This is a genomic window from Streptomyces sp. NPDC058877 (assembly GCF_042742855.1).
Taxonomy (GTDB): domain Bacteria; phylum Actinomycetota; class Actinomycetes; order Streptomycetales; family Streptomycetaceae; genus Streptomyces.
The window spans coordinates 23,045-30,261 of the sequence record NZ_JBHYMF010000083.1; the positions used below are offsets into that span (position 1 = coordinate 23,045).

7 protein-coding genes are annotated in these 7,217 nt (G+C 72.2%); 5 read left to right on the top strand and 2 right to left on the bottom strand.

All coding sequences use genetic code 11. The annotated features are described in order from the left end of the window. Positions 1-121: 121 nt before the first annotated feature. On the top strand, positions 122-628 hold the full coding sequence (mscL, locus tag ACFW2Y_RS20150; RefSeq protein WP_384880834.1) for a large conductance mechanosensitive channel protein MscL: 507 nt from the start codon (positions 122-124) through the stop codon (positions 626-628). Positions 629-647: 19 nt separating this feature from the next. Here the strand turns inward: mscL and ACFW2Y_RS20155 are convergent, their stop codons facing one another. Continuing rightward, positions 648-869, bottom strand: coding sequence for a hypothetical protein (locus ACFW2Y_RS20155; RefSeq protein WP_384880837.1), 222 nt, complete (start codon positions 867-869; stop codon positions 648-650). Positions 870-1,257: 388 nt separating this feature from the next. Between ACFW2Y_RS20155 and ACFW2Y_RS20160 the strand changes: the two genes are divergently transcribed. The 3 genes from ACFW2Y_RS20160 (at position 1,258) to ACFW2Y_RS20170 (ending at position 4,542) form a co-directional block, all read left to right on the top strand. Further along, positions 1,258-2,433, top strand: a complete 1,176-nt coding sequence (locus ACFW2Y_RS20160) for a low temperature requirement protein A (protein WP_384880840.1) — start codon at positions 1,258-1,260, stop codon at positions 2,431-2,433. 119 nt (positions 2,434-2,552) lie between these two features. Further along, entirely contained in the window at positions 2,553-3,629 is a 1,077-nt protein-coding gene (locus ACFW2Y_RS20165; RefSeq protein WP_384880844.1) for a P1 family peptidase, read from the top strand. Between the two features lie 184 nt (positions 3,630-3,813). Next, complete coding sequence (locus ACFW2Y_RS20170) at positions 3,814-4,542, top strand: DUF6227 family protein (RefSeq protein WP_384880857.1); 729 nt, start codon at positions 3,814-3,816, stop codon at positions 4,540-4,542. 96 nt (positions 4,543-4,638) lie between these two features. Here ACFW2Y_RS20170 and ACFW2Y_RS20175 read toward each other — a convergent pair whose 3' ends face one another. Next, positions 4,639-6,159 carry an MFS transporter gene (locus ACFW2Y_RS20175; protein WP_384880845.1) on the bottom strand — a complete coding sequence of 507 codons (1,521 nt, stop codon included), beginning with the start codon at positions 6,157-6,159 and terminating at the stop codon, positions 4,639-4,641. 61 nt (positions 6,160-6,220) lie between these two features. Here ACFW2Y_RS20175 and ACFW2Y_RS20180 point away from each other — a divergent pair, with 61 nt between their 5' ends. Beyond that, positions 6,221-7,180, top strand: a complete 960-nt coding sequence (locus ACFW2Y_RS20180) for a helix-turn-helix transcriptional regulator (protein ID WP_384880848.1) — start codon at positions 6,221-6,223, stop codon at positions 7,178-7,180. The last annotated feature ends 37 nt before the right edge of the window (positions 7,181-7,217 follow it).

The following is a 7,217-nucleotide window of genomic DNA, read 5'->3' on the forward strand; positions in this document are numbered from 1 at the left end:
CTGTCAAGTAACCGTCCCGTGTGTATGGATTGGACGCCCCTGCGACCTTCACGGCCTAATGGCTCCGCACACAGCAGCACACGCGACGAAAGGCACCCCGGTGGCCAAGAAGGAAAGTGTGATGGCGGGCTTCAAGGCCTTCCTGATGCGCGGAAACGTGATCGACCTCGCGGTGGCGGTCGTCATCGGTGCCGCCTTCACCAACATCGTGAACTCGGTGGTCAGGGGCGTCATCAACCCGCTCGTGGGAGCCTTCGGCACGAAGGACCTGGACAGCTACCGGTCCTGCCTCAAGGGCCCCTGCAGGATCGACGACGCGGGGAACGTGGTCTCCGGCATCCCGATCATGTGGGGCACCGTCCTCAGCGCGGTCCTCAGCTTCCTGATCACCGCGGCCGTCGTCTACTTCCTCATGGTCCTGCCGATGGCCAAGGTCCTCGCCAAGCGCGCCGCGCACGACAAGGCGAAGGAAGGCGTCCAGGAGACCCTGGAGGTCAGCGAGCTGGAGGTGCTCAAGGAGATCCGCGACCACCTCGTCTCCCAGCGCGGTCCGTCGACGGGCACGGGCAGCGGCACGGGCGGGGGCGCCGGCTCCGGTGGCGGTTTCGGGAAGCACCCCACCTCCTGACCGGCGGGACGCGCCGGTCTCAGAGGTGGTGCGGCGGCTTCTCGTCGAGGAAGCGCGCGAGCTCGGCGGCACTGTCGCCGCCGGCCGGAGGCCGCTCTCCCCACCCGCGGTCCGTGTCGTCCGCGGATTGCTGGTCCAGCGGATCGTCGAAGACGAGTGCCGGCTTCGGAGTGTTCTCGGTGGGGGAAGTGGTGCCGGGCCGCTTCGCGTCTCGCGGTCCGTGGGCGGGGGCGGTGCTCATCTCTTCAGGGTACGCCCGCCCCGCCGCCCCGTACCCCCCTGATCAGCAGTTCTTCGGCAGACCTCGGGAAGGCGCTCCCGCGGTGGCCTCTCCCTCGCGGGCGTCGAAGCCCCTTCGTCACGGGGGCGGGGCGGCTTCGCTCCGGGCGGCGGGGCGGGGCGGCGGCCCGGGAAGGCCCCGGTTCCAGGGGACTTACGACCCTGCGACGGGGGCCGTACGGCGACGGCGGGGCGGGGGCGGTGAGCGTAGCGTTTGCTCGTGCGGGGCCGCCCCGACGAACGACACCGCCGGCCGGCCCCGCGCCTCCTGCGGGTCGGTTCGCGCAGACGCAGTGCGGCGGGCGTGGCATGCGGCCCTCCCGGCCGGCCGCTCTGCTGTGCTGGGGTCCATGACACAACCGTTCCTCCCCCTCACCGCGCGCTCCCGTGAGGAGTCGCACCGGGCCGCCACGCCCCTGGAGCTCTTCTTCGACCTGTGCTTCGTCGTCGCCGTCGCCCAGGCCGGGGCCGAACTGGTGCACGCGATCGCCGAGGGGCACGCCGGCGAGGGCATCGTCAGCTACGCGATGGTCTTCTTCGCGATCTGGTGGGCGTGGATGAACTTCTCCTGGTTCGCCTCGGCCTACGACAACGACGACGTGCTCTACCGGATCGTCACCCTGGTCCAGATCGCCGGTGTCCTCGTGCTCGCCGCCGGCGTCTCGCGCGCCTTCGCGGAGCACGACTTCCTCGTCGTCTACCTCGGCTACGTCGTGATGCGGGTCGCCCTGGCCTCGCAGTGGCTGCGCGCCGCCCGCCACGCCTCCTCTCCGGCGGAACGGACCATGTGCCACCGGTACGCGGGCGGGGTGCTCGCCTGCCAGATCGGCTGGTTCACCCTGCTGTTGGTGCCGGAGCCGGCCCTTCCCTGGGTCTTCCTGGTGATGGCCCTCGCCGAGATGAGCGTGCCGGTGTACGCGGAGAAGGCCGCGCCCAGCGCCTGGCATCCGCACCACATCGCCGAGCGGTACGGGCTGTTCACCATCATCGTGCTCGGCGAGACGATCGCCGCCGCGACCGTGGCCGTGAAGACGGGCGTGGTCGAGAACGACGCCCTGGACGAGCTGCTCCCGATCGCCGCCGGCGGTCTGCTGCTCGTCTTCTCCGCGTGGTGGATCTACTTCGTGGTGCCCGCCCACGACCGGCTGACCTCCAGCCGTCAGGGCTTCGTCTGGGGCTACGGCCACTACCTGATCTTCTCTTCGGCCGCGGCGATCGGCGCGGGCCTGGAGATCGCGGTCGAGCAGGCCGTGGGCGAGGCCCATCTGTCCACGCTCGCCGCCTCGGCCGCCGTGACGATCCCGTCGGCCGTTTTCCTGCTGTCGGTGTGGCTGCTGCACGCCCGCTACTTCAAGGTCGGCATCGCCCAGCAGTTGGTGCTGCCGGTCTCGTCGTTCGCGATCCTGATGTGCTCCTACGCGGGACGCTGGGCGGTCCTCGCGGCCGGTCTCGTCGCGGCGACCACGGTCGGCGTCGGCACCGTCCTGACCGCCCGCGGCCGGATCCGGCGCGCCGGGACGGCCTGACCCGCCCCGAAGCCGGGGCGCCGTCGGCTCGGGCCGCACCGGCCGGGTGGGCGACGGGCCCTTCGCCCTCCTCACCGGACTGCCGGCCTCACCGCGGGGCGCGTGGTAGGCAGGGTGGCATGACACTTCCCGAGGGGACGAACGGCCAGGACGCGATCACCGATGTGCACGGGCTCCGCGTGGGCCACGCAGGCGCGGTCGGGCCCGGCGCGCTCAGCGGCACCACGGTGGTGCTGGCGCCGGAGGGCGGGGTGGTCGCCGCCGTGGACGTGCGGGGCGGGGGACCGGGTACCCGGGAGACGGACGCCCTGGACCCGAGGAACGTGGTCCAGCGGATCGACGCGGTCGTCCTGACCGGCGGCAGCGCGTACGGCTTGGACGCGGCCACCGGGGTGATGGCGTGGCTGGCCGAGCGGAACCGGGGCGTGCGGGTGGGTCCCGCGCCCTCCCAGGTGGTGCCGGTGGTGCCCGCCGCGTGCGTCTTCGACCTGGGGCGGGGCGGGGACTTCACGGCCCGGCCGGACGCGTCCACGGGACGGGCCGCGGTCGCGGCGGCCGCCGCCTCCGGGGAGCGTGCGCACGTGGGGACGGGCGCGGTCGGTGCGGGCACCGGGGCCGTGGCCGGGGGGTTGCGGGGCGGGGTGGGGACGGCGAGCACCGTCCTGGGGTCGGGGATCACGGTCGGCGCGCTCGTGGTGGTGAACGCGGTGGGTTCGGTGGTCGACCCGACGACGGGCGTTCCCTACGGCAGCTACTTCGAGGCGGGCCGGCCCGCCTTCCCCGGGCCTGCGGTGCACCAGGCGGCGCTGCGGCGGCTGGCGGAGGCGCGGGAGGCCAGCGTCCCGCCGTCGTTGAACACCACGCTCGCCGTCGTCGCGACCGATGCGGTGATCACCCGGGCTCAGGCGCAGAAGGTCGCGGGCACGGCGCACGACGGCATCGCGCGCGCGGTGCGCCCGGTGCACCTGATGAACGACGGGGACACGGTCTTCGCGCTCTCCACGGGGTCGCGGGAGTTGCCGGAGGGGTCGGGGCCGCTCGTGCTGAACGAGATCCTGGCGGCGGGCGCCGATCTGGTGACCCGGGCGATCGTCCGGGCGGTGCTCGCGGCTCCGGCCGGCCTGCGCGGTCCGGGCGGTGACTTCCCTTCGTACCGCGAGCTGTACGGAGGGGATGCGGACGCGTACTCCCGGTAAGTGAAGGGGAGTTGGGGAAAGGGGGCGGGAACTTCCCGCGAACGCCCTTCGTTTTCCGCGAACCCCGGACACGATGTCAGACCCAGGGACTACGTTAAGCGAGCACCAAGTGACATGCGGCGACGGCCTGGAGACCCTCTTGAACGATCCGCAGGATCCTGACGATCCGTACGAGACGACCGAGATGCACCTTGAGCGGCTCCTCGGCCGGGCGCTCAACTCCTTCGACCTGCCCGACTCGACCGTCGAGCGCCTCGGCACGGCGCTCGCGCACTCCAGTGCGCTGCACTCCTCGCACCACAGCGCGTCGCTGCACCGCACGACCCACCGCCATGCGTATCTGCTGGCCGACGGCAGCGCGCTCAGCCTGTGGGAGCTGACCCACAACGCCGGCCGGGACGGCGCCCAGCAGCACGAGTTGTACACGGAGGAGACGGAGGCGCGGCTCGCCGCCTCACGTCTGCCGACGGGGTCGACGTCGAACTGGACCGCGGAGCACTCCGACGGTCGCGCCGACGAGGACGACGACTTCGAAACGTTCGGTGCCCTGCTCGCCCGTCCGATACCCGCCCAGCCCCGGATGTACGTGCCGGACGACTCCGCCGACCACGCGCGCCGCGTCCTGCGCCGCGCGGAGAACCCGGACCGGCCGGGCGAGCGGACGGCCCGCCGGCTCCAGCGGGCCTTCGCCCACCACATCACCCAGGCCCTCGGCCGCCACTGTCCGTTGGGGAGCGGTCGGGACGCCGGCTTCACCCTCTACGAGCACCAGTTCCTGCTGCTCGACGGCAGCGAGGTCAGTCTCTGGGAGGTCGAGCACACGGCGACGCCGGACGGCCGGCACATGTGCGAGGTGTACGAGGACGAGCAGGCGGCCCGCGGCGCGATGGAGTCCCGCGCCCGGGTCCGCTGAGGAACCGGACCCGCTGCCGGGCCCGGTTCCGGCACGGGTACGACGCGGGGCCCCGGCCCGGGTGCTTCCCGGAGTCGGGGCCCCGCCGCACGGGGGTCAGTGCGTGAGCACCGGCTCCTTCTCGGTGACGGCCTCCGCCTCGCCGCCGCCCTCCAGGTGCTGCTTCGGCTTCGCCGGGAGCGCGAACATCACCAGGAAGATTCCGGCGAGCACCGCCGCCGCCCATCCCAGCGCGTTCTGGAAGGCGTCGGTGAACGCCGGTCCCACCTCGGCCGGGACCCGGGCGAGCCGCTCGTCGTCGATGGTTCCGAAGAAGACCACCGAGACCAGGCCGAGTCCGAGCGCATTGCCCATCTGCCCGGTCGTGTTGATCAGTCCCGAGGCCGAACCCGCGTGCTCCTTCGGCACGTCCGAGAGCACCGCGTCCGTCAGCGGCGCCACGATCAGGCCCATGCCGAGCCCCATGACGACCAGCGGCACGATCATCTGCAGGGGCTGGATCCCGGTTCCGTACCGTCCGGCTTCGAAGAGGTAGAACAGGACGCCCGCGGCCATCGTCAGTGCGCCCGCCTGGAGCACCTTGCGGCCGAAGCGCGGCACCAGCTTCTGCACGGACAGGCCGGCGGCGACCGAGACCGAGATCGAGAACGGCACCCCGGTCAGGCCCGCCTTCAGCGGGCTCCAGCCGAGTCCGACCTGCATGTAGAGCGTCCAGACCAGGAAGAAGATGCCGAGCACGACACCGAAGGTCAGTTGCACCGCGATGCCGGCCGCGAAGCTCTTCACCCGGAACAGCGACAGTTCGACGAGCGGCGAGCCGTCCTTGGCCGTCTTGTGCTTCTCGTAGGCGATGAGGAGCCCGAAGACGAGCAGGCTGCCGACCATCATCAGGTGGCCCCACAGCGGCCAGTCCAGCTCACGGCCGCGCGTCAGCGGGTAGATCAGCATCAGCAGCGCGGTCGTCACCAGGAACACGCCGATCAGGTCGAGCCGGAGCGCCTTCGGCGCCTTCGACTCGGTGATGAACTTCCGTCCCAGGAGCAGGCCCGCGATGCCGACCGGCAGGTTGATCAGGAAGATCGGTCGCCACTCCAGGCCCGCGATGTTCCCCTGGGTGAGCAGTGCGCCCAGCAAGGGGCCGGAGACCGCACCGAGGCCGATGATCGCGCCGAACATCCCGAAGACCTTGCCCCGCTCGTGCGCCGGGAAGGTGACGTGGATGATCGAGAGGACCTGCGGCACCATCAGCGCGGCCGTCGCTCCCTGGAGCAGACGGGAGGCGACCAGTATCTCCTGGTTGGCCGCGAAGCCGCACAGCGCGGAGGCGATCGTGAAGCCGGCGGTGCCGAGGAGGAAGAGGCGCTTGCGGCCGTAGATGTCCCCGAGCCGCCCGCCGGTGATCAGGCCGGCGGCGAACGCCAGCGCATACCCCGCAGTGATCCACTGGATGGCCCCGAACGAGGCGCCGAGGTCCTTCTCGATGCTGGGGATGGCGATGTTGACGATCGTGGCGTCGACCAGGTCCATGAAGGCGGCGGTCATGACGATGGCGAGGGCGATCCATCGCCGCTTGTCGCTGGCCGCCCCGGCGTCGAGGGGGGCGTCGTGTGAACTCATGGAAGAAAGGTAGAACCCATCTAGGCCAGTTCATGTCCTAGTTGCCCGGCATCCTGGAGACATGACGGACACCCCGGCACGACTCCTGACCTTGCTCTCGCTCCTCCAGACCCCGCGCGAGTGGCCCGGAAGCGAACTCGCCACCCGACTCGCGGTCTCCACGCGCACCATCCGCCGGGACGTCGAGCGGCTGCGCGAACTCGGCTACCCCGTCGAGGCGACCATGGGCGCGGTCGGCGGCTACCGCCTCGTCGCCGGTACGGCCGTGCCGCCGCTGCTGCTCGACGACGAGGAGGCCGTCGCGATCGCGGTCGGGCTGCGCGCCGGCGCCGGGCACGCCATCGAGGGCGTCGAGGAGGCGTCCGTGCGGGCCCTGGCGAAGCTGGAGCACGTGCTGCCCGCACGGCTCCGGTACCGGGTCTCCGCCCTGCAGCACGCGACGATCCCGCTGACCAGGGGCGACGGGGCCACCGTCACGCCCGCCACCCTGACCGCGCTCGCGGGTGCGGTGACCGGGCACGAACGGCTCCGGTTCGGCTATCGGGCCGGGGACGGCGCGGAGACCAAGCGGCTGGTGGAGCCGTACCGGCTGGTGTCGACCGGCCAGCGCTGGTACCTCGTCGCGTACGACCTGGGGCGCGAGGACTGGCGGACCTTCCGGGTGGACCGGGTGAGCGAGCCCTTCCCGACGGGTGCCCGCTTCGCCCCGCGGGAGCTGCCCGAGGGGGACGCCGCCAGCTACACGGCCCGCTCGATGGCCCGGGCCCAAGGAGAGGTCGACCTCGACGTGGAGTTCGCCGCCCCGGTCCCGTCGGTCGCCGCGCGCCTGCCCGCACACCTCGTGCCGACCGAGACGGCCCCGGGCCGCTGCCGCTTGCGCGCCCGGGTTCCCGACTCGGTGGAATGGCTGGCGCTGCGCCTCGCCCTGATGGACGTCGACTTCACCGTCCACGGCCCGGAGCCGTTGATCGTCCACATGCGGGCCCTGGCGGCCAGGCTGGCGGCGGCGTCCGGCGCCTGACCGACCGCGACCGCAGGGGCCCGGGAGGTCCCGGGCC